General features: G+C 38.6%; 21 protein-coding genes, 1 tRNA gene, 1 riboswitch and 1 other annotated feature. Of the genes, 4 read left to right on the top strand and 18 right to left on the bottom strand.

The window, feature by feature from the left end; genetic code table 11:
* Positions 1–52: 52 nt before the first annotated feature.
* Positions 53–277, bottom strand: a complete 225-nt coding sequence (locus LEUM_RS00710; protein ID WP_011679110.1) for a hypothetical protein — start codon at positions 275–277, stop codon at positions 53–55.
* A 273-nt stretch (positions 278–550) separates the two neighbouring features.
* On the opposite strand from LEUM_RS00710, the gene LEUM_RS00705 reads away from it, so the two are divergent.
* A complete protein-coding gene (locus LEUM_RS00705; RefSeq protein WP_011679109.1) occupies positions 551–1,714 on the top strand; it encodes an AbrB/MazE/SpoVT family DNA-binding domain-containing protein in 1,164 nt (387 codons plus the stop codon).
* Between the two features lie 71 nt (positions 1,715–1,785).
* Positions 1,786–3,276 (top strand): 23S rRNA (uracil(1939)-C(5))-methyltransferase RlmD, encoded by a 1,491-nt coding sequence (rlmD, locus tag LEUM_RS00700; RefSeq protein ID WP_011679108.1) that lies wholly within the window; start codon positions 1,786–1,788, stop codon positions 3,274–3,276.
* Between the two features lie 32 nt (positions 3,277–3,308).
* Here the strand turns inward: rlmD and adhE are convergent, their stop codons facing one another.
* Positions 3,309–6,011 (bottom strand): bifunctional acetaldehyde-CoA/alcohol dehydrogenase, encoded by a 2,703-nt coding sequence (adhE, locus tag LEUM_RS00695; protein ID WP_011679107.1) that lies wholly within the window; start codon positions 6,009–6,011, stop codon positions 3,309–3,311.
* 226 nt (positions 6,012–6,237) lie between these two features.
* Positions 6,238–7,014 (bottom strand): (S)-acetoin forming diacetyl reductase, encoded by a 777-nt coding sequence (locus LEUM_RS00690; protein ID WP_010290041.1) that lies wholly within the window; start codon positions 7,012–7,014, stop codon positions 6,238–6,240.
* A 126-nt stretch (positions 7,015–7,140) separates the two neighbouring features.
* Between LEUM_RS00690 and LEUM_RS00685 the strand changes: the two genes are divergently transcribed.
* Positions 7,141–7,824, top strand: a complete 684-nt coding sequence (locus tag LEUM_RS00685) for a DUF6198 family protein (RefSeq protein ID WP_011679106.1) — start codon at positions 7,141–7,143, stop codon at positions 7,822–7,824.
* A 16-nt stretch (positions 7,825–7,840) separates the two neighbouring features.
* Here LEUM_RS00685 and thiD read toward each other — a convergent pair whose 3' ends face one another.
* The 11 genes from thiD to LEUM_RS00630 all read right to left on the bottom strand — a co-directional run bounded on the left by thiD (position 7,841) and on the right by LEUM_RS00630 (position 18,353).
* Positions 7,841–8,668: a bifunctional hydroxymethylpyrimidine kinase/phosphomethylpyrimidine kinase gene (thiD, locus tag LEUM_RS00680; RefSeq protein WP_011679105.1), complete on the bottom strand. Its 828-nt coding sequence runs from the start codon at positions 8,666–8,668 to the stop codon at positions 7,841–7,843.
* Between the two features lie 38 nt (positions 8,669–8,706).
* A complete protein-coding gene (locus LEUM_RS00675; protein ID WP_011679104.1) occupies positions 8,707–9,264 on the bottom strand; it encodes a folate family ECF transporter S component in 558 nt (185 codons plus the stop codon).
* A gap of 36 nt (positions 9,265–9,300) precedes the next feature.
* Positions 9,301–9,433, bottom strand: a riboswitch (THF riboswitch).
* Positions 9,434–9,550: 117 nt separating this feature from the next.
* Positions 9,551–10,093 (bottom strand): hypothetical protein, encoded by a 543-nt coding sequence (locus LEUM_RS00670; protein ID WP_011679103.1) that lies wholly within the window; start codon positions 10,091–10,093, stop codon positions 9,551–9,553.
* 89 nt (positions 10,094–10,182) lie between these two features.
* Positions 10,183–11,694, bottom strand: a complete 1,512-nt coding sequence (locus LEUM_RS00665; RefSeq protein WP_011679102.1) for a peptide chain release factor 3 — start codon at positions 11,692–11,694, stop codon at positions 10,183–10,185.
* A gap of 118 nt (positions 11,695–11,812) precedes the next feature.
* Positions 11,813–12,595, bottom strand: coding sequence for an amino acid ABC transporter ATP-binding protein (locus LEUM_RS00660; protein ID WP_011679101.1), 783 nt, complete (start codon positions 12,593–12,595; stop codon positions 11,813–11,815).
* A 10-nt stretch (positions 12,596–12,605) separates the two neighbouring features.
* Positions 12,606–13,316 carry an amino acid ABC transporter permease gene (locus LEUM_RS00655; protein WP_011679100.1) on the bottom strand — a complete coding sequence of 237 codons (711 nt, stop codon included), beginning with the start codon at positions 13,314–13,316 and terminating at the stop codon, positions 12,606–12,608.
* On the bottom strand, positions 13,313–14,035 hold the full coding sequence (locus LEUM_RS00650) for an amino acid ABC transporter permease (protein ID WP_011679099.1): 723 nt from the start codon (positions 14,033–14,035) through the stop codon (positions 13,313–13,315). Before LEUM_RS00650 ends, LEUM_RS00655 begins: the two co-directional genes overlap by 4 nt.
* 23 nt (positions 14,036–14,058) lie before the next feature.
* Positions 14,059–14,919: a transporter substrate-binding domain-containing protein gene (locus tag LEUM_RS00645; RefSeq protein WP_011679098.1), complete on the bottom strand. Its 861-nt coding sequence runs from the start codon at positions 14,917–14,919 to the stop codon at positions 14,059–14,061.
* Between the two features lie 15 nt (positions 14,920–14,934).
* Positions 14,935–15,936 carry a uroporphyrinogen decarboxylase family protein gene (locus tag LEUM_RS00640; RefSeq protein ID WP_011679097.1) on the bottom strand — a complete coding sequence of 334 codons (1,002 nt, stop codon included), beginning with the start codon at positions 15,934–15,936 and terminating at the stop codon, positions 14,935–14,937.
* Positions 15,929–16,960 carry a uroporphyrinogen decarboxylase family protein gene (locus LEUM_RS00635; protein WP_010284037.1) on the bottom strand — a complete coding sequence of 344 codons (1,032 nt, stop codon included), beginning with the start codon at positions 16,958–16,960 and terminating at the stop codon, positions 15,929–15,931. The genes LEUM_RS00640 and LEUM_RS00635 overlap by 8 nt, the downstream gene beginning before the upstream one ends.
* Before the next feature lie 169 nt (positions 16,961–17,129).
* Positions 17,130–17,387 (bottom strand) — a binding site (T-box leader).
* Between the two features lie 120 nt (positions 17,388–17,507).
* Complete coding sequence (locus tag LEUM_RS00630; RefSeq protein ID WP_041775143.1) at positions 17,508–18,353, bottom strand: undecaprenyl-diphosphate phosphatase; 846 nt, start codon at positions 18,351–18,353, stop codon at positions 17,508–17,510.
* Between the two features lie 139 nt (positions 18,354–18,492).
* Here LEUM_RS00630 and LEUM_RS00625 point away from each other — a divergent pair.
* Positions 18,493–18,565: transfer RNA gene (locus tag LEUM_RS00625), tRNA-Lys, on the top strand.
* A 152-nt stretch (positions 18,566–18,717) separates the two neighbouring features.
* On the opposite strand, the gene xylB is transcribed toward LEUM_RS00625, so the two are convergent.
* From xylB to LEUM_RS00605, 4 genes are all read right to left on the bottom strand, one after another.
* On the bottom strand, positions 18,718–20,229 hold the full coding sequence (gene xylB / locus LEUM_RS00620) for a xylulokinase (RefSeq protein ID WP_011679095.1): 1,512 nt from the start codon (positions 20,227–20,229) through the stop codon (positions 18,718–18,720).
* A gap of 146 nt (positions 20,230–20,375) precedes the next feature.
* Complete coding sequence (xylA, locus tag LEUM_RS00615; protein ID WP_011679094.1) at positions 20,376–21,722, bottom strand: xylose isomerase; 1,347 nt, start codon at positions 21,720–21,722, stop codon at positions 20,376–20,378.
* Between the two features lie 174 nt (positions 21,723–21,896).
* A complete protein-coding gene (locus tag LEUM_RS00610; RefSeq protein WP_011679093.1) occupies positions 21,897–23,066 on the bottom strand; it encodes an ROK family protein in 1,170 nt (389 codons plus the stop codon).
* 205 nt (positions 23,067–23,271) lie between these two features.
* Positions 23,272–24,726: a sugar porter family MFS transporter gene (locus LEUM_RS00605; RefSeq protein WP_011679092.1), complete on the bottom strand. Its 1,455-nt coding sequence runs from the start codon at positions 24,724–24,726 to the stop codon at positions 23,272–23,274.
* Between the last annotated feature and the right edge of the window lie 74 nt (positions 24,727–24,800).

The following is a 24,800-nucleotide window of genomic DNA, read 5'->3' as shown; positions in this document are numbered from 1 at the left end:
TAAAATCTCCTTTTAGTTTTCTATGTGCTTGTGCTTACCCCAAGCACGTTTATCATTCATCAAAATAAAGTTTTTCTAATTCTCGCAACACTTCCCACATTTGTTTATGTTGCACCTTAGCCAGAGCATCTAAATCACGCATGTTTAGGCTCGTGGCATCTGATTGTGTTTTGTTAAACGACTTGTGTATCGTTGTGTATCCATAACCAGATTCCTTTGCTACGCGGTAAATTGTTAGTGAATTATCATCTAAGTAAGCCTTTATATCAAATCTCATTGCTAATCGCCATCCTATTCAGTCTGACCTCGTACGCGATTGTGTACAAAGTCGTTAATAAAGTTTCTGCGTTTAATCATTTATCCACATCTCCTTTAACTCGAGAGGTCTCTGAGGCACATCTGCTACTTTTTCTGTTCCTCTCTACATCTATATTATACCACATATTTGTTATAACACAAATGTGATATATAAATACAAAATATTAAAAAATACATGTTCTTTCAATCTTCTTTTATGAACATGCTAAACTAGAACATATTGGAGAGAATTATGTCAAAGACACCATATCAACTTACGTTACCTGATGAAATTGTTAGCGAGCTACATTTAAAACACAATCAACCACTAAATCTCACGCTTAGAAACGGACAATTGATCATACAGCAGACAAATAATCCTAATGAACGTCAAACATTGTCGTTGCGACATTTTTTGATTCCTTCTATGGTGATGGCAATCATTTTCACAATTTATGCCGTGGAGGAAAAAATGTTTCGTATCCCTTTGGGTGGCGACAACTCTATCGCTAGTGCCGTCATTATGTTAAGTGAGATCAGCGGCATTTTCATGTTCCTTTTAATATACTTTCAGCAACAACGACAACAAATTGATAAGCTGCGGCGTAAAACCAGTTGGCGCGTCTTACCAGCTTTAACCGTAGCTTTTGCTATTATCTTAGCTTTTGTGACATCAGGATTCTTTTGGGCAATTAATTACTTATTTCAAACCGCATCGTTTGATTTATTCACGTCAATTGCGCTATTTACCATGTTTAACGGAATCATTAACTTTTTAATGATTTATTCAGCGTTATCAATCTCTACCTTATTCATTACTTCAATTTTTGTAATGACTATCATTGGCGGTGTACTAACAGCGATGGTTACAAATAGCTCGCGTATGTGGTGGCAATATAACCTAAGTTTTTTAGGAACTGATAATGCGCTGGACTCTTGGCAGTTTAACGCCACTTTAATTCTAGCTGGGTTAATCTGGTTGGCGCTAGTAGACTATCTATTCGTTCCTTTACAAAAAATTCTGCGTCACAACCGACGGCTCATTACGTTGCGCATATTGCTAAATTTATCGGCTTTGTCATTAGCTGGTGTCGGTCTGTTTCCAAACAACGCTGGACGTCTTCATATTTTGCATGACCAAATGGCCAATTTTTTAATCTACTTTATTTTAATTATGATGTTGGGCAATCGCTGGCTACTACCAAATGCACCGCGTGAATTCGAAGCAACATCCTATATCATCTGTGCAATCCTAGTAACCAGTATGATTTTATTTCAATGGGTAGGTTATCTGTCTCTAACAACCTTCGAGATTGTTGCCTTTGTGTTGGCTTTAAGTTGGATACTACTACTATTTCAAAACATTTATCGACTCTATTATCACACTTATCAAACATTCGTAGTCCCCATCTCCTGACTTTTCATGCTATCATGTTATGATGGTTACATAATAATGAACCTTGGGCATTGCAATGCAGAAAGATGAATATGACAGAACAAAACAAGCGGCCTTATCAAAAAAGTCGCAACAATAACGGTAAAAAACCATATTATGGTAAAAACTTTGACCCCCGTAAGTCTGGCGCACCAAGAGGCAACACGAGTGAAGGTGTCAACGTACGTGTTGGCCAAAACTTCCCGTTAACAATCAAGCGCCTCGGTATTAACGGTGAAGGAATTGGCTACTTTAAACGTAAGATTGTATTTGTACCTGGCGCTTTACCTGATGAAGTGGCTGTTGTAAAGGTTACTGAAGTAGAACCAAAATATATCGCCGCTAAAGTCTTGAAAATACGTGAGAAATCTCCGGATAGAGTGAAACCGCTTGATGAATTCGCAGATAGTGTTGGTGGATTTGAATTGGAGCATATGAATTATCCAGCACAATTACGCTTCAAAAAAGATGTACTCGTTCAATCGCTTGAAAAATTCCAACCGAAGGGCTGGTCTAATTATGACATACGTGACACAATCGGCATGGATCATCCGTATGAATACCGTAACAAAGCCCAATTCCCTGTTCGAAAAATTGGCGATAAACTGAGTGTCGGTATGTATAAACGTGGTAGCCATGATTTGGTTGATTTACCGGTTGTACATACACAAACCCCAGCCACGATGAAAGTCATGCGTACCGTTCGTGAGTTACTCGATAAATTATCTGTCTCAATCTACAATGAAGATAAAAATCGAGGTACGGTAAAAACTATTGTTGCTCGTGTATCTCAGACAACCAGCGAAGTTCAACTAACATTTATCACAAACACAGATGGATTCCCAGGAGATACCGCACTGATTGAAGCAATCAATCAGGCCCTACCAGAAGTTACTGGTATTTTTCAAAATTATAATCCTGGTCGTACTAGCCTCGTTTGGGGCGAAGAGACACTTAAGCTTTGGGGTAAGGACTACATCGAAGAAAAGGTTCTCGGGAAAACATTCCAATTATCACCACGTGCTTTCATGCAGTTAAATCATACGCAAATGTCCGTAGTTTATAACCAAGCCTTGGCAGCACTTGATTTGACGCACGCTGATAAACTAGTCGATGCATATGCTGGTGTAGGTACAATTGGTCTGTCCTTAGCTGACAAGGCTGGCGAAGTTCGTGGTATGGAAATTATCCCCGAAGCAGTTGATGATGCTAATCAAAATGCTACTTTAAATCATATTAGTAATGCTCACTATGAAGTGGGTACGGCTGAAAAACTGTTTCCTAAATGGCAATCAGAAGGATGGATAGCTGATGCATTAGTTGTTGATCCACCACGCACAGGTTTAGACACTGCACTGCGTCGAGAAATTTTGCGCACACAACCTGAAAAGTTTGTGTACATTTCATGTAACGCCTCAACTTTGGCTCGTGATTTGGTTGATTTATCAAAAGCCTACCAAGTTGATTACATTCAAAGTATTGACATGTTCCCTCAAACTGCCCGTTGGGAGGGCGTTGTTAAATTAACAAAACGTCAAAAATAAAAAGACCTTACTTAATTGTAAGGTCTCTTTTTTTAAAACTGATCTTTCAACAATTGACGAATTTCTGCCAAGCTTGGTTGGCGAGGGTTTCCCGGCGTGCATTGGTCATTGTAAACTAAGTCAATCATCTTTTCTAACTTTGTATCAAAGTCATGCTTTGAAACACCGTTGCCAGATAGTGTTTGATTGACACCCACTGATGCAGCCAACTTCTTGATTTCTGCAATCAATACATCGACCAATTCAGCATCTGTTTCACCTTTCAAACCTAAGTAACGTGCAATATCAGCATAATCTTTTTGTGCTGTATAGGTTTCGTAACGTGGGTATGGTGTGCGCTTTACATTTCCTGTTACCGCATTAAACTTAATCACATGTGGCATTGCAATAGCGATTGCCATACCGTGAGGTAGTCCGAATTCTCCACCAGTTTTGTGTGCTAGTGAGTGGTTAAGTCCCAAGAAGGCATTCGCAAATGACATACCAGCCAATGTTGACGCATAGTGCATCTTTGTGCGTGCATTCTGACCTTCCTTAGTTGGGTGTTTAGGATCATAATTGTATGAATTTGTTAAGTTATCAAAAATCAACTTAATAGCTTGTAATGCCCAAGGACGTGTGAATTCAGAAGCCATCACTGAGACATACGATTCCAAAGCATGTGACAAAGCATCTAATCCTGACCAAGATACCGTGTGTTGTGGTACGGTCATAACAAATTCTGGATCAACAATAGCAACTTCCGGTGTCAATTCATAATCGGCTAGTGGATACTTTACATGTGTTTCATCATCTGTAATAACGGCAAATGGTGTGACTTCTGATCCAGTACCTGAAGTTGTTGGAATCGCAACCATTTGTGTCAAACGTGCGTGGTAAAACTTAACGATTCGCTTACGAATATCCATAAACTTTTGTTGTAGTTCTAAGAATAGATCTTTAATCGCCTCGTCATCTTCTAAAATTCCTTCATGGCGTGTCGAGTATTCGTACAAGAACCGACCAATTTTACCAGCGTCAAGTGCCGAACCACCGCCAAGTAAAATAACTGTATCTGGTTTGAAGTCTGCCATTTGGCGAGCAATTTCAACAGCTTGTGACAAAGTTGGGTCAGGCTTAACTGAACCATAGATATTTGTTTCAACCTGTTCTTGACGTAACTCAAGTTGACCTAGTACTCTGCCAACAAATCCGAACTGAACCATACCAGGATCAGCGACAATAAATGCACGGTTTATAGTAGGCAAGTCTTGTAAGTAAGTAATGGCATTGGCTTCGTAGTAAACTTCCTTAGGTAAACGAACCCATTGAGGACGATTACGGCGGCGAGCCACGGTCTTAATATTAAGTAAGTCGTATGTTGATAAGTTATGAGACAATGAATTCTTCCCCCATGATCCGGTACCAAGTGTCAACGATGGACGCATAGCATCTGTGTAAATATCTCCAACACCACCGATTGAGTCAGGTTGGTTAACCAAAATACGTGATGCACCAATAGCGTCAGCATACTCTTTAATGAATGGATCATCTTGTGAACCAATTTGAATTGCTGCGTTGTGCCCCGCGCCTTGATAGTTTAACAAGGATTGAACAGTCTCAATAGCTTCTTCACGCTTCTCAACTTTATAAATTGAAAGTAATGGCGATAACTTTTCAGAAGATAACGCTTCACCTATGTTCTTCTGATCTAATTCGAACAAAAGTACATCTTTACCATCAGGAATCTTTACGCCTGCTTGCTCAGCAATCCAACGTCCTGACATACCAGCAACAGGACCAGCAATACCAAATCCCTCTGCGTTAGGCTTAAATACATAATCAGCAATTTTTTTGTAGTCTTTCTTAGGAACAAGGTATGCACCTTGTTCTTGTAACTTAGTTAAAATTTCGTCATAGATTGGTGCTTGAATAACGGCTGAGTTTTCTGTGGCACAAATCATGCCATTATCGAAACGCTTTGATAACAACAAATCGGACACGGCACGATCTGTGTCAACAGTTGCATCAATATAAACTGCACCGTTTCCAGCACCGACACCCATGGATGGATTTCCTGACTTCAAAGCTGCATTAACCATTGATGGCCCACCAGTAGCTAGAATTGAAGCAATGTGAGGATTTTGTATCAGCGCACTTGTTGCATAAAGTGAAGGCTTTTCAATCCATTGGATAAAGTTTTCCGGTGCGCCTGCTTTAACAGCAGCATCATAAACAATTTTTGCAGCAAGAACCGATGCTTTTTGAGCCTGGGGATGGAAAGCAAAGATAATTGTGTTACGTGTCTTTGCTGTCAACATTGATTTGAAAATAGTTGTCGACGTTGGATTTGTCGTTGGGACGATTCCAGCCAAAATACCAAGTGGGGCTGCTAATTCTACCTTACCTTGAATCTTGTCTTCACTAATAACACCCACAGTCTTATCAAACTTAATAGCGTTATAAACTGATTCTGAGGCGAAACGATTTTTCGTATCCTTATCTTCCACAACCCCACGTCCAGTCTCGTCGTGAGCAGCATGGGCTAACAGAAGTGAATTCTCAGAACCTGCCAAGGCCATAGCTGCAACAATTTTATCAACTTGTTCTTGCGAAAATGTTGAAAATTCAGACAATGCCTTTTGTGATTTTTCAATCAATACCTCAGTCATCTTCTCAGCTTGTGTTTGTAATTCCGCTTTTTCTTCAGGGGTCAAAACCCTTTTTGCGGGTTTCTTTGCAATTGCTTCTGCCATAATCTTTGCTCCTTTACTTGCTCATTTATTAACAATATAAGTATATATCATTCTTTTTTAAAAAGCAACCTTTTTTGAATATGTTTCTTAAACCCTTATTTAAAAGCTTTTGTTAGCGCTAACATAATAATATATATATTGTATAATAAATCACATATTTAGATTAGTGCACAAAAAAAAACCCCAATTAAAGAAATTGAGATGCATTTAAAGTTATATATTGAATTTAACTAAATACCATACCACCATCAACAATTAATGTTTGGCCTGTCACATAGTTTGAATCTGAGCTAGACAAGAAGGAAACCACATTTGCTATATCTTCCGGTTCACTTAGTCGTCCTAAGGTGATTCCTTCTGAAAATTGTGCCATTCCCCATTCGTCGTCTTTACCAGCGTTCACGCTTACTTCATGAGCAATATCTTCCATCATCGGTGTTTTCACAATTCCAGGCGCAAATGCATTTACTGTAATACCAAATTCTGCTAACTCTTTAGCTGTTGTTTGTGTAATACCGCGAATGGCAAATTTTGTTGATCCATAGGCAGTCAAATTAGCATTTCCTTGCACACCAGCTTGCGATGTTGCATTAATGATTTTGCCACCATGACCAAATTCCTTGAAGGCTTCTGTCGCAGCTTGTGTTCCCCAGACAATACCATTAACATTAATGCCCCATGTCCAGTTCATATCATCTTCCGTTACTGACATGATTGGTGTCGTAGGCGCAACACCCGCATTGTTAACAATCACATCAAAACCATTGAACTTTTCTTTCGTTTCTTTGACGGCTGCAAAAACTTCATCACGTTTAGCCACATCAGCCTTAATAGCAATGGCTTCACCACCATTTTCATTAATTTCATCAGCTACTTTTTGTACTTTTTCAATATGACGTCCAACTAAGGCAACCTTAAACCCATCTTTTGACAATCGTTCTGCGATTGCCTGTCCAATTCCTTGACCAGCTCCAGTTACCAAAGCGACTTTATTTTCTGACATTGTTTTTTTCCTCACAATTTTCTAATGCATATATTCTATACCTTAATTGTGATTTTGTAAACTATCTTTAAGCACCTTTCTTAATGCTATAATAAGAAGATAATCAACTAAGGAAAAAATTACACAATGTACTATATAGATGGTCAATTTTATCAACTGGGATATAAACAAAAAATTAGTTTCTTTTTTATCTCTTTAATCATTAACTCATTTGGTAATGGATTAAGTGTGGCTAGCGCCATGGGTTCGGCCCCATGGACTGCAAGCGCCGCTAACTTATCTAACACCACTGGCTGGCAAATTAGTATCTTTTTAGCTATTACAGCTGTTTCTGTGGCATTCTTAAATATGTGGTTAGCCATGCGTATCAATTGGTTACGATTACTCGGCAATATTTTCTTCGGTATGGCGTTTAGTATTTTAGTTGGCGTATTCGCCAATTACTTTGTCTCGCTGGGCATTCGTCAACTTAGTTGGTGGTGGCGTATTCCTCTTGACTTGTTTGGTATTTGGACAATTGGCGTGGCTATTTCCATATACCAGCGTGTTAATTGGATTCTTCACCCCTTAGATGACCTGACGAATATCTTACGCTTTGATTATTTCCGTGGCAATGCTAGTAAAGCTCAAATGAGTAATTTCGCTGTTGCAATTGGTATTTCGATTATTTGTCTCATCATTAGCCATCAAATCGTAGCGCTCGGTATTGGCACTGTCATGTCCTTCCTTTTACAGGGACGTAATATCGCTTGGGCGGATCGTCATATTTTCAAACGACTTGTTCATGGTGATATCACCGGTGCATCATAATAAAAAAGAAGACAAACTATTTGTCTTCTTTTTTATTATAGTCTTGAGCTGCCCAGTGATTAATTGGTCCAAACTTATGTCCAACAGCAATTTCATGTTCAATCGCTGTTGCCGTCACATCGTGGGCAATGCGAATAGCCGTTGCAACGTCTTTCCCCTTAGCAATTTCAGCAGCAATAGCAGCGCTTAAAGTGTCCCCAGTACCATTGATGTGTGTAGTATCAAAATACGGGTGCCTTAACCAAAAATCAGAGCCATCCGCGAGAAGAACATAGTCAGCAACCTCATTTTGGTTATCTTGATTATGCCATCCTTTGACAATAACATTTTGAACGCCCAGAGATTGAATATCTTTTGCAGCAGCTGTCTGTTGCTGTTCATTATCAATAGTACGTCCAGTTAGCAATTGTGCCTCAAAAAAGTTCGGTGTTGCAACTGTTGCCAGTGGTAGAAGTTTTTCTTTTAGTGCCTCAAAGGCCGCTGCCTCTAACAATTGAGCACCATGTTTTGTTGTTATTACCGGATCAACTACTAAAGGACCAAAGTCAAACTGTTTATAAGCTTTTACCACTGCTTCAATTAAGCTAGCATCTGATAACATGCCCGTCTTACTAGCGCGAACTTTAAAATCGTCAGCAAGAACCTCAAACTGTTTGTCAACAAAGTGTAGCGGTAATGTTTCCGCAGCATGAATACCGTATGAGTTACCAGCCACAGCAGCAACTAACACACTCATACCGTATGTTTTTCTAATGAAAAATGTATGCAAGTCTGCCTGCATCCCTGCTGATCCATCTGAATCAGAACCTGCTATTGTTAAAACTTGTGGAAATTCATTTACCATATTAAAACCTCTGCTTTCAAAAAAACAGCCGAAGCTGTTTAACTAAAAATCTTTTTTGTGGTGTGACTAATAACCTGATTATTTAAAAGAAAATACGAAATACCCACTTGAATGGGAAACATAATTAAATTCTTAATGACACGTGGTGTAATAAAGGCTAAAAATGAAGGCCAATCGTGTGCTGTATGATACATCATAACCAACCAAATGGAATTTAAACCAATATTAGCAATTAATAATACCAACCCCACAGCAACACTTACTCGCCACCAGCTTGTTTTGTCATGCTTGAAATAAGCCAGTGAATAAATTAACGCACTAATCATTGCTGTAAAAGTGAATCCCACAAAGAATGCACCAGGATTAATAATTGTTGCGCCGATAACGTCTAATATTGCCGCAATTAACATAGACCACAATGGACCATACCATTTAGCAATCAGAGACATCGTTACGAATGCAAAGCTTACTTGAAGTACATTAGTGCCGACTGTCAGCCTGCTCAGCACCATGTGAAGTGCCATCAACATCGCCAATAAAACGAATTGGCGCGTATCTAGTTTTGGGAAAACCCACGTTCGTGTTGTATTTTCCATGCTATAGAACCTCCGAGTGGAGTGTTCACCTTATATAGTGGTGAATGTGACTGATGCACCGCACAAACATTCATTGCTAACACGAAAAAATGCTAGCAATGAATGTTTGTTTCGTCAGCGGCTCACATTCCGTCTCCGCTGCACTTAACGCGCATCAATCTACCCCGATTTTATTTGTCTTATCGACCCAGACATTGTACCATAAAAAAAAACGAACGTTAACGATAATGCTTACAAAACGTTCGCTAAATTAGCTAAATATACTATTCATCAATCCATATATTCACTATTCTGGTAATATTATCTGGGTTGATGGCCCTTTTTGTTCGGATTGTTCAGGTTGCTCTTGTACTAAAAAGCTTGGGTAAAGTGTCAAAGCTTTTTCTTCAAATCCAACAACAGAAGATCCGAGAACACGTGTAACTAATTCTAACAATCTTTCTTCGAAAAGATCCTTATCAATTTCCTCAATTCCAGGTTTCAGAGACTGTTGATACATATTCATATGTAAGTTGGGAACCAATGCATATTCACGGCCAATTAGGCCAGCCCATTCCTCAAACAATTCATTAGGAATTTCTTCCTCTTCAGCATGCGCTAGGGGCATAAAGTTAACGCTAAATGTGTTAACCGACTCTCCTTCCTCATCAAACTGTTCCTGTGTGATTTCACCATTCGTTAATTCTTTAGCGTATTCAAAGTCAAAAGCTCGCCGTTCGTCAAAAATATGAATAAAACCAGCAGTTGCTTGTGTAGCATCATCTGAATCAACAACACGCAAAATACGATCGCGTTGGCCATTAAAAAGTTGTTGTGTATAATATGACATGATTTTCTCCAATATTCTTGTTACTATATTCTAACATATTACGATATTAAAAAAGAACGTCCACAGACGTTCCAATATGCTTGGTGTTTTTACATTTTTTCTTCTAATTCAACATCAGGGTATTTATCGTGGAACCAATTCAAGGCGAATTTATTCTCGAATAAGAATACTGGTTCATCGTACCGATCTTTTACTAGTAAATTACGTGATGAACTCATTTTCTCGTCTAATTGTTCTGGCTTTATCCAGCGAGCAACTTTGGAACCAATGGGTTCAAATTGAATTTCAACATTATATTCGTTTTCCATACGGAACTGGAACACTTCAAACTGCAATTGTCCAACAGCGCCAATAATGTAGTCGCCGCCGTTCCATGATTTATAAAGTTGAATTGTTCCTTCTTGAACGAGTTGTTCAATCCCTTTATGATATGACTTTTGCTTCATCACATCCTTGGCAACCACACGGTTAAACAATTCAGGTGTAAATGTTGGCAAATCAGGGAACTGTACAGCTTTCTTTCCAGAGTAGATTGTATCACCTATTTGGAAATTCCCCGTATCATAGACACCAATAATATCACCAGGAACTGCTGTCTGGACATTTTCACGTTCTTCGGCCATAAATTGTGTCACGTTCGAGAGCTTTAATTTCTTGCCATTCCGTTGTAATAACACATCCATACCGCGATTAAACTCCCCACTCACGATCCGCACAAATGCAATACGGTCTCGATGTCTGGGATCCATGTTGGCCTGTATCTTAAATACAAAACCACTGAACTGTGCGTCTTCTGGATTAATTTTTTTGTCATCAACTGTCGTCATCGCTGCTGGGGCTGGTGCATACGTCAAATATTCACGCAAGAATTCTGTTACACCAAAATTAACCAACGCTGAGCCAAAGAATACTTGTGTTAATTGCCCATGAGCGATTTTATCCTCATCAAATGGATTACCCGCATCACGTAACAATTCAATTTCATCCATCGCCTCATCGACGATCTCGGAATGAATTGTGGCATTCTTAAAGGGCACAAGTTGGTCAGCCTGCAAATCATAAATGCCTTGCAGAACCTGGCCGGAGCCGACTGGCCAATTCATTGGGTAAGCTTGAATTCCTAATACAGTTTCAAGCTCGTCAACCAAATCAAGTGCTGGGCGAGCGTCACGATCAATTTTGTTAAAGAACGTAAAGACTGGTATTCCACGCTGTGAGACAATTTCAAATAACTTTTTAGTCTGTGGCTCAATACCCTTGGCGGCATCGACTACCATGACTACTGAATCCACAGCCATCAAAGTACGATAGGTATCTTCTGAAAAGTCCTCGTGCCCCGGTGTATCCAAAATATTGATTCGTTTACCTTCATAGTCAAACTGCAATACAGATGACGTTACTGAAATACCACGTTGTTGCTCAATCGCCATCCAATCAGATGAAGCTAATTTGTTCGACCCACGGCCTTTAACTGTTCCGGCTTCACGAATCACTCCACCATGCAACAATAATTGCTCAGTTAAGGTTGTTTTACCAGCATCGGGATGGGAGATGATCGCAAAAGTACGTCGGTTCTTTAGTTGTTCTTGAAAGTTTTCCATAGTATCTAGTTTACCTGAAAAACAAGCCAATCGCTAGTAACCAATTAAATATTTTTATCCGTTTCACGTGAAACATTTTCCGCTAGATGCTGCTACAAGTCTAAAGAGCGCGTTTAATTTATTTTTGATTAGCCTTTTCATACTCAAAACTGTTGTCAGCAACATTGGCAGCGCTAATACGACTTAAAAATTCTTTCAAACGTGGCGACTTAGGATTATCAAAAAATTCAACGGGTTCATTTTCCTCTACAACTAAACCTTTATCCATAAAAACAACTTTATCAGCCACATCACGAGCAAAAGCCATCTCATGAGTGACGACAATCATCGTTTTCCCTTCATCAGCTAGTTGTTTAATCACCTGCAAAACATCTGCTACTAACTCGGGATCTAACGCGCTCGTCGGCTCATCCAATAAAATAATCTCCGGATTTAAAGCTGCTGCTCTAGCAATTCCTACGCGCTGCGCTTGTCCACCAGACAATTGACTTGGATAATGATTGGCAAATTCCAACAAACCTACTTTTTGTAAGGCTTCCTGCGCTTTTTTTCGAGCTATTTCTTTTGGCTCCTTATGCCCAATAATCAAACCTTCTTCGACATTTTGTATGGCCGTCTTATTAGCAAACAAATTGAAATTTTGAAAAACGAAGCCCATCTTTTGTCGCAACTTTTTAATATCAACAGGCGTTGCCGATTCAATACTTATTTTTTGATCATCAAATTCTATAACACCAGAATCTCCCGGTGTTAGAAAAGCTAACCCTCTTAAAAACGTAGTCTTACCAGATCCTGATGGTCCAAGTAATGCTACTACATCCCCTTGGTTAACTTCAATATCAATTCCTTTCAATACTTCATGTTCATGATACTTTTTTCTGAAATTTCTGACTTTTAACATGCTATTCTCCCTATACAACTGTTCCGCGTAGCTTATGTCGACCTAAGTAACGTTCCAGATATTTAAAAATGATTTGCAGTATCGTTCCTAAGATAAAGTAAATTATAAAAATATCAATATAAGCTTCCGTGTAATCATAAGTATATGAGGCTGCTGTTTTAGCAACCGCCGTTACTTCTTGAACCGTCATCATGAACGCAAGCGAAGTGCCTTTTAAAATGTTTAACGTTAAATTACCAATGTTAGGCACAGCCGAAACCAATGCTTGTGGAATAATAATACGATAATAAGCTTGTATTGGCGTCAATCCAACCATTAAAGCTGCCTCTTTTTGTCCAGGATCAATCGTCAAAATTGCTGATCGAAATACTTCCGATAAATTTGCAACTGCAATTAAAGCAAAAACAATAATGGCATAAATAATGGGATTAGTATCGAACACCTTGACATTCCAGTGTAGTTTTTGGTTAACTAAGACATTCAACAAGCTTGGTAATGTACTATAAAACAGTAAAATCAGTAATACCATCGGCGTGGCCCGCATGAGAGATGTGTATGCGACAACGAGCGGATAAAGTATACGAATTTTTCTAATTTTAATCCATGCCAATAAAAAGCCAAGCGGCAAACCAATGAGCAATGACGCACCGGTAATTAATAATGTTATTGGCACAGCTTTTATAGCCGACCAGAAAGTTTGAATTAAAAATGGTACATTCATGCGACAACCTCCGCAGGATTTGATGCAATTGCACGGCTTTTACCAAGATATCTTTCTAAATACTTCGCGCCTTGCTCAATGATTACAAATAAAATCCAATAAATAATGGCCAACGCTAAATATGTCTCAAGTGAGTGGTGTCCAAAATTCCTAGAAATCAGATTATCACCTGCACCCATCATATCTAGTAGTCCAATGACATATGCCAAAGCTGCATCTTTAATTAATGCGGCGACAGTATTTGCGAAATTGGGTAAGGCGACTACGATTGTTTGTGGTAGGGTTATACGATAAAATGTCTGCCATTCTGATAAGCCCACCATCAATGCCGCTTCACGTTGCCCAGTGTTCACAGATAAATAGGCAGATTTAAACACTTCTGCTAAATTTGACGCAAACAGTAAGGATAACGCGATAATGACGAAAATCGATTTTTGCCAATCATTGATATTAATATTCAAGGATAGCAATAATAATTTAGGTAACCCATAAAAAACTAAAAACAACAAAACGATGGGTGGCGTAGAGCGCAGTACAAAAACATAACCTTGTGACAAGGTTCTCCATATTGGTGATCGACTAAGTTGCCCACTAGCCACCAATGCCCCTAATAAGGAACTAAAAATTATCGATGTAACAATGATGAGTAGCGTTACTGGAAAATAAGGCAGTACCTCACCAAAAACCGATAGGAAAAATTTGAAACTAAATGGTGGCATCTTAACTCCTTAATTCTGAAACTTTATTTATCACCGACAAAGTCCCAAACATTTTCTTTGAAATACTTTTGTGACAACTTTTCCAGCGTACCGTTCTTCTGTAGCTTCTTGATAGCTTGGTCATATTCTTTTGAGAAATTTGAGTTGTCTTTATTGGCACGACTGATAATCGGATAAGTCTTAATGCCCTTGTAGGGTGTGTAGGCCAATTTGTCGGCTGAACTATGGTAAGCGCCACTGCTCTTAACAACTGAATTTTGGTAATTTACCTTCACATCAAAGTAAGCATCATATCGGCCTTCCAATACCCAGTTATATGCATCACCAACAGTAAATTGATCAGCTGATTTTAATGTGATTTTTTCGTTAGGGTGTTTTTTGTTCCACTCCTGTACTACTGCGTATTGACCATTCTGTGGTGAAATTGGTACCAACTTACCTGACTTCTTTGCAAACTCGGCAAATGACTTATAGTTATCATCTTTTCGATAAGTGATTCCTATGATAGACGCACCAACCGCTTGCTTGGGTAAGATGTACTTTTTGGCACGTTCTTTTGTCCACCAAGCACCCTTCACCCCAACATCATATTTTCCTGAATCCAAGCCAACTAATAAATCTTCATCTGATGTTGGATGATACTTAAACTTATAATCGGGCAATAGCTTATCAACAGCTTTCAAAACATCAACTTCATATCCTTTTGATACACCGTTTTTCACATAATCATATGGCACATAGTTTTGTGTATGTGCCACATTAATTGTTCTTACTTTTTTGGCTGCTGCCTTGTTGCTGTCTGCATTAAGATGACGTATAGTCAAACCACCACCAATAATGACAACGGCTACCGCAGCAGTAATAATCCCTTTTTTATTTACCATTCTCTCTTCTCCTCGTTACACAACGTTTTCATGTACGGCGGCAATCGCCCACTTCAAATGATCCACAGGAATATCGCGGGGAACAGTGCAATCCGCACCGATAATAACACGCTTTTTATCAACGTTGGACAATAATCCTTGTACAGCCGCTTCTATTTCGTCTTTAGACCCGTTGTATAATACATCATCTGTTGTATTACCAAATCCGCCCAATACAACTTTGTCTTTAAATATTTGCTGTCCCTGTTGGAGGGAAATACCTTCCACTGTCACTGCCCAATTGACAATTGGCAAGTCATAGTCTATAAACCACTCTAAGTGGTTACTTGTACCGCTGAAACCACAGATATGAAGAATGCTAATATCACTAACAGACTTAATTGCATCTATAACACTTAAATCAACATTCTTTTGTATACCATCAAACAATTCTTTAGTATATTTTGAACTCTGTAATTCTTGTGTACTGTAATAGACTCCATCAGCACCACCATCTACTACAACCGCCTTTACTTGCTTGATAATGTTCTTAGCTAGAACATTTAGAATATGCTTAATTTCCTCCGGGTATTGAATAAACAGTTCGGTTAAGCGTTCATCGCCCTTGGCAGGCAACTCACTTTCTGCATCATAGAGTGCCCACTTTAAAATCGTCACTGGTGAAAAGATATTATAAAAACCTCTACGCTGACCAATAACTTTTTTCTGCTCTTGCACTAATTTGACTTGTTCAGTAAGCCAAGGATCATCATCTTGTATCTCTTGAATTTTACTTAAATTATCAATATTTTTAGGATCAGTGACATTGTCAAAAGGAACATTAAAATAACCGTCACTCATTAACTTCACAAAATCTGGACGTAAGTCGTCAACATATTCCTTATGTCCTTGAATATTAATCGTAGCAATTGTTGGATTTTCTAATGCGTCGACGGTTTCATCATCAGCGAAATGGCGCCAAAAACTAACCGGTATTTTTTCTGTTGAATCTAATAATACATTTTGTTGATTACTCATAACTTTTCAAACCTTCACTTTCCTTTTGAACTGCTTCTATCGCCCACTGTAGATGTTGAGGATCAATATCCCGGGGAACCGTACAATTAGCACCAATAATTAAATTATCGGCACCAGCTTCCTGAACTAAACGTTTAGCAAATTGTTGTATTTCAGACTGTGTTCCTCGATACAAAACATCTTTCGCAGTGTTACCAAACCCACCAAGAACAATTTTCCCTGGGAAGATCTCTTTGCCCTCATGTAAAGATATGTCTTCCGTATCAACCGACCAGTTAACAATTGATGCCGGATAATTTTCAAACCATGAAATTGCATTTCTGGCGCCGCCATTACCACAAATATGTAAGATATTTGTATCTGACAATTGATTTGCTGCCTTTAGAACTTGTTTATCAGTCGCAGCGACAAATTCATCAAAATCGGCATGTCCTAGCCGTGTATCCTGAATAACTTGCGTACTATAATAGATCCCATCGGCACCAGCATTGACCGCAGCCTTCACCTGCTTGATTACATCTAGTGTAATCACCTCTAATGCCTGACGAACATTTTCGCTATCTGTCAAAATAATATCAGCAAGCTTTTCATCGGCTTTACTTTTATCGTAGTGTCCATCTGGATTTTTAACTAGTGCCCATTTAAGTAACGTCGTTGGTGAAAAAACATTATAAAATGAAGCTCGCTCACCGATGACCTGCTTTTGCCGTCTAACTAAATCTGCTGTTTTTATCAACCATGGATGATTATCCGCTATTGGTGATAAATTAGCGTAAACTACCCTTTTATCATCAGCATCTTGGTAATTAAATTCGTAATGAAACAGGCCGTCGCTCATTAATTTCACAAAATCTGGTGAGGTTGTCTCAACTAACTTCTTAGTACCTAAAATATTACCTTCAATAATCTCAGGATTTTTAAAAGCATCCAGCTCTACACCTGAGGCTGCCGAAAAATGATACCAAAAACTCGCTGGAACGTAGTTGTAATTATTAGTAAAGGATAATTTTCCCGTGCTTTCCATGTGATCTCCTTAATGATATTAATTTAAAGTTAATAAACAGAATCACATTCGGCTATGAGCTATGCCTAAGCCCTTTAATCTAACTAATATATTTTTAGTTAACAAATAGCGCATATCAATTTCTCCTTTATTTCATACAACAAAAAAACGCAGCCTTGAATAATCAAAGCTGCGGGACGAAGTTACCGTGTTACCACCCGTTTTCTGCATACTATCACTAGTACACACTTACCAAGTACAGAAAAGACAATGCTTTCGATACTCTGACACTGTAACGGGTGTACCCGAATGATATTTACAAACCTTATTGCTCACATCACTATTAACTCCAAGACCATTTTCCTAGCCATCCTGATACTAACTTTCACCAAACATTAGCTCTCTATACAATCATTTTGACAAGTACTTATCTTTTCAACGTTATATGTTGAACTAATTATATACTATGCATTTTCTCATGTCAATCACTTTTTATTTTAATTTTAAATATTTTTTTATGAATAAAAATATGAAACAAAAAAGCACAAGCCATTGCCTGTGCTTTTTATTACCCCACGATGCCAAGAATACCGAAAACTAAGAAAATAGCGCCTATAATAATTCTATAGTAACCGAATACCTTGAAATCATTATTCTTAATATAGTTCATCATAAACTTAATAGCAAACCAAGCAACAATCCAAGATACGATGAAACCAACAAGCATTACTATGCTTTGCATGCCCGTGAATGAACCACCATCTCTAAAGAATGAACCCATCTTAAGGAAAGTCACACCGAACATAACCGGAATTGACAAGAAGAATGAAAATTCTGCAGCCACGAATCGCGATGCTCCTAAGATAATAGCACCCAAGATAGTTGCTCCCGAACGTGATGTACCGGGAACGATTGATAGCACTTGAAACAAACCAATGTACAATGCTAGTTTAAAAGTAATTTGGTTTACATTAGTAATTACCGGTACAATGCTTTTTTGACGGTTCTCAATCACAATAAACGCAATACCATAAATGATAAGTGTTGCTGACACAACCCAGAAATTCATCAAATGTGCATCCATAAAGTCATTTAATGCAAATCCAAACACAATGGCTGGTAATACACCAACGATTACTCGAATCCACAAACGCCAAGTTTGGAATTTTTCATGATCTGTTTTTTTAGATGAAAACGGATTCAACTTGTCGAAGTACAATTGAATAACCGCAAAGATTGCTCCCAATTGAATCGAATAATCAAATACTGAACTAAACGCCTTCGTCCAAACATTGCCACTAGGAATTTTCATCAATGCTTCTGCTAAGATGATATGTCCAGTTGAAGAGACTGGTAAAAACTCCGTCAGGCCTTCAATGATACCAATAATTATTGCTTTGATAAGATCAAACATGCTAATAGAGCGTGAACAAATGGTGCAAAAGTCCACGCATCTCCTTCCAATATAGAATATATTCATTTTATCATACTTAGCTATTGCATTTTGTATTTTCACATGGTATTATATTTGATGTTGTGAAACACGACATTATGGTCAGCTAGCTCAGTTGGTAGAGCAACGGACTCTTAATCCGTGGGTCCAGGGTTCGAGCCCCTGGCTGACCACTATTAAACCACTAAACAATTGTTTAGTGGTTTTTTTGATTTGATAATTACTAATTGAGAAAACGTAGTATATTTTCAACCTAAAAGTTCCTATGATAAATACACCTCTGTCCGTGTATTTAAAATAAGAACCTTATAAACTTTTTTTTCAACTAAGAACTGATTTTACGCTGATAAGCAACTAATTTGTGTGATATTTCTGCAGTTGAACGATATGCCGTTTGATAAATGCTGTACATTTGCTGATACTTCAAAACATTTTCTGCCTTCGGTTCGTAAACCATTCCAAACGATAGGAAGGATTGTGCAGCTTCTTGCACACTGTCAAACCAGCCCAATCCTGTGGCTGCGATTATCGCGGCGCCTAATCCCGGTCCCTGCTCATTTTCTAGCGTTGTGACCCGCTTTCCAAATATGTCAGCTTGTATTTGTAACCATAGTGGTGACTTTGCACCGCCACCAATGGCAATAATCGTGTCAAAGTCAACCCCTTGTTGGTCATAAATTGTCATAATATCCTTAAAGCTAAAGATTATGCCTTCCAAAACCGCACGGATAAAGTCGCCTCGTTGATGTTTGCGATCAAGTCCTAAGAAGCTTCCACGGATATCTGCATCAGGATATGGCGTTCGCTCCCCTGATATATAAGGTGTAAACAATAAACCATTGGCACCTACACTTGATTGTTCAGCTTCACGTAACCATGCTGAAAAGCTTTGTGTTTCACCAAAAACACGCTTAAACCAAGAATTGGCGTCACCAGCTGCTAACGTCACGCCCATGGAATAATACTTGTTAGGAATAGCATGATTGAAGAAATGAATTTCTCCATGATAGTCTATATCAGCATTATCTTCAAACTTTGCAACCACACCTGACGTTCCAATGGAAGACATGACCATGTTTGATTTGAGCAAACCCGCTCCAATTGCCCCAGCGGCGTTATCAGCCGCCCCACCATATACTTTAGTTTGTGTCGTCAATCCAGAAAATGTCGCGTAAGATTCTGAAATATGACCAGCAAAATCAGTTGACGCAATGAGATTAGGGAAAAAAGATGATGGTAAGTCAAACGCTTCTGCAATATCTGTTGACCAGCACTTTTTAGTAACATTTAAGACAACCGTTCCAGCTGCATCAGAGTAATCCATGGCTAATTTACCAGTCATACGATATCGTAAATAATCTTTAGGTAGTAAGAAAAGATCCGCTTGCTTAAAAATTTCTGGCTCCTCCTCCTTAACCCATAAAATTTTTGGTAAAGTAAAACCTTCTAGAGGATAGTTTCTGGTAATATCAAGAAATTTTTTACCTAGTTTATTCTTAATTTCCTCTACTTGTGCGCTGGTACGTGTATCATTCCATAAAATTGCTGGTCGCAGTACCTGATGGTTTTCATCTAGCAAGACAAGCCCATGCATTTGCCCAGAATAAGAAATTCCTTCAATCTCTGTTGGCGCAATATGATCTTTTAAAATCAGATTAACAATTGCAACAGTTGTTCCATTGACCCAATCTTCAGGATTTTGTTCTGACCAGCCAACTTGTGGTTGTGTAACAGGATAATCAAAGCTTTGTTGTGCAACAATGTTCCCTCGCCGATCAACCGCTGATACTTTCACTGCTGAGGTACCAAGATCAATACCAAGCACTACCTTTGTCATGTCTAGCCTCCACTTTCTGTTCATCTTTACTAAGATAACCCAACACAGTTCACCCGTGTTATGTACAAGACCAGTTTAAACTAGTCTCTTTTGAAAATATTTATACTACTCGTACCAATTTGAATGTCTTAAGACACATTCAAATCTTAAGATCCAAGTACAGAAAAAATGTAATTATTCAATGTTTGTTTGATTCGTTCTTGGCGACCTGACTTGAGGGTTGCGTTGATTTCTTCATCTGTTTTATTTTCAATATAGGTGGCCAATTCTTTTAAGGTAACTTTCCCAGCTTCAAAATCAGCGCCAATACCCGAATCAAATGAAGCATACCGCTCTTTCAGAACATTTTCAATCACTTGGTCATCAATTAGCTTAGCAGCAACTTTCAAGCCAGCAGCATAAGTATCCATACCAGCAATATGCGCGTAGAACAAATCGTCAGCTTGGAAACTTTGACGGCGTGCTTTCGAATCAAAATTCAAACCACCAGTTGGTAGACCCCCGTTTTTCAAGAATTCATACATTACTAAGGTCGCCTCATAAACATCATTTGGAAATTCATCAATGTCCCAACCAGTGAGCTTATCACCCATGTTAGCATCTAATGACCCTAACAAACCAGCCTCTCGCGCAAATCTCACTTCATGCTCATACGTGTGACCAGCTAAGTAGGCGTGATTGCCTTCCAAGTTCAACTTGAATGTATCCTCTAATCCATAAGTTTTCAAGAAAGCAATTGTTGTTTGCACATCAAAATCATATTGATGCTGTGTTGGTTCTTTGGGCTTGGGTTCAATCAAGAATTGTCCCTGATAACCAATTTCATTTGCATAATCCTTAGCTAGCTTAAAGAATGCTGCAATATGGTCTAATTCACGTTTGGTGTCAGTATTTAATAGAAAGTCGTAGCCTTCTCGTCCGCCCCAGAAAACATATGATTCTGATCCTAAGCGCTTGGCAATATCTAATGAATGCTTAATTTGTCCAGCTGCATAAGCAAATACCTCAGCAAATGGTGTAGTTGCGCCACCAGCCAAAAAACGTTTATTCGTAAATAGTGATGAAGTATTCCATAAAAGTTTTTTACCTGTTTCATGTATTTTTTGTTCAATTTTGTCAATAACTTGATCTAAATTTTTATTTGTTTCGGCAAGTGTATGACCTTCAGGTGCAAGATCACGATCATGAAAGGCAAAGTAATTAACGTCAGTTTTTTCCAAAAACTCAAACAAATAATCAACCTTCGCTAATGCTTGCTCCATTGAATCTGGTTTACCTTGATTGTCCCACGGCCGGACTGCTGTTCCTTCACCAAATGGGTCTACTAAGCGTTGGTCCATTGTATGCCAATAAGTCACTGAAAACTTTAGCCAGTCACTCATTTTCTTACCTTTAACTATTTCATCTGGATTATAATAATGAAATCCATCACCCGCTTGTAATGATTGTATTCCTACAAATGTTACTTGGGGAAAATCAAAAAGTTCTGCCATTGTACTTATCCTCCTGTATTAATTTAATACAATTATCATAGTTGGTTACACCAACCAACTATGATAATTGTATACGCTTTCATTAATTTATGCAAGCTTATTAACTAGGTCCACTAACGTAACAATTATAAAAAAGCAGGGACAGCGTAGTTACTGTCCTGCTTCACAAAAAGATTATAGCCTAAAACTAAGCGACAAACCGTCTAAATCTAATACTTCTCTGGCAATGCTCGATGCCCCACCTAATAATGTTGCATCGTATACTGAGTGATTTGCAAATAATATCTCGGACTGATTGATTGGATTTAACATTTGATAAGCCACAATCACGCGCTCTAATAAGTCAGGCATTTCAGCAATAAAACGTGAATGAATGAATAAAGCTTCCGGTGCCAGTGTTTGCACTAAATTAAATGCCACTCGTGAAATACCACGAACCCACTCATCAAGCAACAAACTAACAGTCTCTGGTTGTTCTTTTCTCAGTTGAATGAATCGATCCCTATCTTGAACAATCAACCCAGTTCGTTCGGCAGTTCTTCGTAACATAGCATCTTCAGAATATAAATCTTCAATTCTAACTGTCTCACCTGTACTTGTTTCAATCACACTACGACCTATCTCACCGGTTCGACCCTGTATCCCTCGATACAACTCACCATTAATTATAATCCCAGCGCCAATCCCATAGTGAATGTTTAAAACAACCATATTATTATAATGATCAGACTTGCGATAATCATGATAATCGCGCATATAGGTGGCCGCAAAATTGGCTTCGTTTTCCAAAACCACACGTACGCCACTGACGTTTTCAAGTTCTACTGTCATGTCTAGTTGTGAGTAATCGAAAAAAGGGGAATATTGTACCTTGTTATTTTCAACGACACCATGGATACCAACTGATATTCCCATCAGCCCGTTCAAGGTACCATTTTTATTATTCTTATACTTTTTAATCTGAGATATCATTAGCTCAGTTACTTGTAATACGCTCATGCCGTCCACAGCAGTATTTTGTTTCATAATCACTGCTCCACCAACCTGAACCAGTGCTGTCCGCAAATGATGTCGCCCCATATCAAAAGAAATGACGTACCCATAACGTCGATTAAACCGAATCAGCTTTGCTTTACGGCCTCCTGTCTCGGAAGTTTCACCATCACCAAGGCTTTCAATAAAGCCTTTCTCATCCAAATCGCGGTAAATAGAGCTGATTGTCGATTTATTTAAGTTTAAATCAATAGCTAATTGCGCCCGGGATGTTTCGTCAGCATTAAAAAGCGCTTGTAAAACTAAGCGCTGATTATGATCACGAATAGTTAGATGATCTGACTTTTTCATCTGAAATGCCCTCAAATAGTTTTCTATTAGTTTTAACAGTACCTCCATTGTACGGTAACCGACACATGCTTTCAAGTTGGCGTCCAAACACCGGAATATGAAGCAATGAATGTTTAAACTAAAAAACCTATGCGCATCAGTACAAAATATTTGCTTGATGCGCATAGGTTTAATGAGTAAAAATTCAGAATACGTATGAGTTCAGCTATTTTATCCCAACATAGTCACTCTCCAGATAGCCTTTTGCATGGGCTTTTGATCTCAAGTCTGATTCGATAGATTCTAATGAACGATTACGAGTCTCGATTGTAAATTTAGCAATAAACCAAATAGCAACAAAGCACAAAACACCATAAATGATAAAGAGCTTAGCAATCCCTTGCCCCTCTGCATTAATAGCATGATCTGGTGTAAAAGCGATTAAAAGCATAGGAAATGACTGTGACACAGCAAAATTAGCTGTCCAGTTTATAACGGCACCAAACGAGTTACCAAGTCCACGTATATTAAGTGGAAATGCCTCTCCTATCATAACCCACATAACTGGTCCCCAAGTAGCCGAAAAGAAAGCAATATAGAGCGTCAAAGCAATGACACATATCCATGAACCAACATTACCATTTCCCGCTCGAAGAACAAGCATCGCTGTTGACATCGTTAACAGCGATGCACCCATACCAATAGCACCATAGGTTAGCATTTTCTTTCGATCTATTTTATCCATTATTTTAACCGCAATCGCGGTAACAATCACGTTAAATAATCCGATAACAATATGTGATTGGAGTGCAAAATGTTCACTAAACCCCGCAGAAATGAATATTTTTGGTGCGTAATATAATACGGTGTTACATCCCATAACCTGTTGAAAAATGGCCAGTCCTAAAGCCATTATTAACACTGGCCGTGCCATGGGACCAAATAGTTCCTTGAAACCACCGGAAGGTGTATTCGCTTGTAGTTTAATATCATATAACTCTTCTTCTACAAGTTTTGCGTTTGGATTCATGGTTGATAAGACCTTTTGGGCTTCACTCATTTTTCCTTGTTTGACTAGGAAACGTGGCGACTCTGGAAGCGAAAGACCGCCGATAAATAACAGGGCAGCCGGCACTGCTGCTAATCCAAGCATCCAATGCCATCCGACATTTTGATTGAGTCCTAACCATCCACTTGGAGAAAGCCATTCATTTGAAACATAGGCAAGAAATATTCCCGTCATGATCATTAATTGAAATAAGGTTCCTATTCCGCCACGTTTGTCTGCAGGAGATAATTCTGCCAGATAAGTTGGAATCAATGCTGAAGCCGCTCCAACTGCGATACCCAACAATACCCGCGAAGTGACCAGTAGTGTGTAATTAAAACCAATTCCAGATCCCAAAGCACCTACAAAGAAAATTATCGCTGCTGATAAAAGAAGTTTTTTCCTGCCTAGTTTATCAGACATTGGACCTATAATTGCGGCACCAAGAATGGCACCAAGCAATACAGATGCCGTAATGAATCCATCTTCAAAAGATCCTGTCTGAATTTCTAATTCTTTTCCGATGAATAACATAGCACCAGATATTACACCCGTGTCATATCCGAATAGGAGGCCACCAAGGGCTCCAAAAAAATAAATAAAATTATTTGAGATAGGTTTACGTTTCAACATGATTTCTCCTTACTTTTATTTTTATATTGGAAGCGCTTACAACAAATACATTATACAACCGTTAGTTTATTTAC

It is taken from the genome of Leuconostoc mesenteroides subsp. mesenteroides ATCC 8293 (assembly GCF_000014445.1).
GTDB classification, from domain to species: domain Bacteria; phylum Bacillota; class Bacilli; order Lactobacillales; family Lactobacillaceae; genus Leuconostoc; species Leuconostoc mesenteroides.
This window is presented reverse-complemented; position numbering and strand designations above follow the sequence as displayed.

Coding starts and splice junctions, on each gene's coding strand:
- LEUM_RS00710 (WP_011679110.1), bottom strand. CDS start 277: ATGAGATTTGATATAAAGGCTTACTTAGATGATAATTCACTAACAATT.
- LEUM_RS00705 (WP_011679109.1), top strand. CDS start 551: ATGTCAAAGACACCATATCAACTTACGTTACCTGATGAAATTGTTAGC.
- rlmD (WP_011679108.1), top strand. CDS start 1,786: ATGACAGAACAAAACAAGCGGCCTTATCAAAAAAGTCGCAACAATAAC.
- adhE (WP_011679107.1), bottom strand. CDS start 6,011: ATGGCAGAAGCAATTGCAAAGAAACCCGCAAAAAGGGTTTTGACCCCT.
- LEUM_RS00690 (WP_010290041.1), bottom strand. CDS start 7,014: ATGTCAGAAAATAAAGTCGCTTTGGTAACTGGAGCTGGTCAAGGAATT.
- LEUM_RS00685 (WP_011679106.1), top strand. CDS start 7,141: ATGTACTATATAGATGGTCAATTTTATCAACTGGGATATAAACAAAAA.
- thiD (WP_011679105.1), bottom strand. CDS start 8,668: ATGGTAAATGAATTTCCACAAGTTTTAACAATAGCAGGTTCTGATTCA.
- LEUM_RS00675 (WP_011679104.1), bottom strand. CDS start 9,264: ATGGAAAATACAACACGAACGTGGGTTTTCCCAAAACTAGATACGCGC.
- LEUM_RS00670 (WP_011679103.1), bottom strand. CDS start 10,093: ATGTCATATTATACACAACAACTTTTTAATGGCCAACGCGATCGTATT.
- LEUM_RS00665 (WP_011679102.1), bottom strand. CDS start 11,694: ATGGAAAACTTTCAAGAACAACTAAAGAACCGACGTACTTTTGCGATC.
- LEUM_RS00660 (WP_011679101.1), bottom strand. CDS start 12,595: ATGTTAAAAGTCAGAAATTTCAGAAAAAAGTATCATGAACATGAAGTA.
- LEUM_RS00655 (WP_011679100.1), bottom strand. CDS start 13,316: ATGAATGTACCATTTTTAATTCAAACTTTCTGGTCGGCTATAAAAGCT.
- LEUM_RS00650 (WP_011679099.1), bottom strand. CDS start 14,035: ATGCCACCATTTAGTTTCAAATTTTTCCTATCGGTTTTTGGTGAGGTA.
- LEUM_RS00645 (WP_011679098.1), bottom strand. CDS start 14,919: ATGGTAAATAAAAAAGGGATTATTACTGCTGCGGTAGCCGTTGTCATT.
- LEUM_RS00640 (WP_011679097.1), bottom strand. CDS start 15,936: ATGAGTAATCAACAAAATGTATTATTAGATTCAACAGAAAAAATACCG.
- LEUM_RS00635 (WP_010284037.1), bottom strand. CDS start 16,960: ATGGAAAGCACGGGAAAATTATCCTTTACTAATAATTACAACTACGTT.
- LEUM_RS00630 (WP_041775143.1), bottom strand. CDS start 18,353: ATGTTTGATCTTATCAAAGCAATAATTATTGGTATCATTGAAGGCCTG.
- xylB (WP_011679095.1), bottom strand. CDS start 20,229: ATGACAAAGGTAGTGCTTGGTATTGATCTTGGTACCTCAGCAGTGAAA.
- xylA (WP_011679094.1), bottom strand. CDS start 21,722: ATGGCAGAACTTTTTGATTTTCCCCAAGTAACATTTGTAGGAATACAA.
- LEUM_RS00610 (WP_011679093.1), bottom strand. CDS start 23,066: ATGAAAAAGTCAGATCATCTAACTATTCGTGATCATAATCAGCGCTTA.
- LEUM_RS00605 (WP_011679092.1), bottom strand. CDS start 24,726: ATGTTGAAACGTAAACCTATCTCAAATAATTTTATTTATTTTTTTGGA.